This window comes from Devosia sp. A369, from assembly GCF_054489345.1.
This window is the reverse complement of record NZ_JBTMWV010000065.1, coordinates 1-660: the sequence shown is the minus strand read 5'-3', so window position 1 is coordinate 660 and position 660 is coordinate 1. Positions and strand designations below refer to the sequence as shown.

The following is a 660-nucleotide window of genomic DNA, read 5'->3' as shown; positions in this document are numbered from 1 at the left end:
TGGCCTGTTCCAGGCGCTGGCCGGGGTCAGCGATGTCGGTCTGGTGCAGCGCCGGCATATCATATCGTTTCGCGACCAGATGTATGACAGCGGCCGCTACGCCACCGCTTCAGTCAATAAGCGCACCGGCTACATCACTACCCTGGTGAAGACCGCGGCCAACAAGGGCTGGATTGATGGGGCGATCCGCGGCGATATTCGCCTGACGGTGCCGGACGGTGAAGATGCCCGCGAACCCTATTCCAATTCGGACCTGCACACGATCTTCGGCCATCCGCTGTTCACGAAGCGCCAGATCCCGACGTCGGCCACCGCCCTGGACGGGCTGCCGTTCTGGCTGCCCCTGATCTCCTGTTTGCACGGCATGATTTCCAGTGAAATCCTGCAATTGGGCCCGGACACGATCCGCAGCTATCCCGGCACCGATATTCTGTGTTTTGTTGTCACCACCAGCGGCGGGCGCCATACCAAAACCGTGGCAAGACGGCGCTGGCTGCCGATCCGCCAGGAGCTCATCGATCTTGGCTTCAACGCGCTTGTTGAGACGGCCAGGGCCCAGGGGTGGAACACCCTATGGCGGCCGGTGGAGGACAAACATGGCGACATTGACGCGGTGTCGCAGCAGGTCTCGTCATTCTGGTCAGACTTTGCCCGCAACGA

General features: G+C 61.7%; 1 protein-coding gene. It reads left to right on the top strand.

Going from position 1 to position 660, the window contains the following annotated elements; all coding sequences use genetic code 11:
* On the top strand, positions 1–660 hold a 660-nt coding region (locus ACX3OZ_RS20905; protein ID WP_459105517.1), incomplete at both ends, for a site-specific integrase.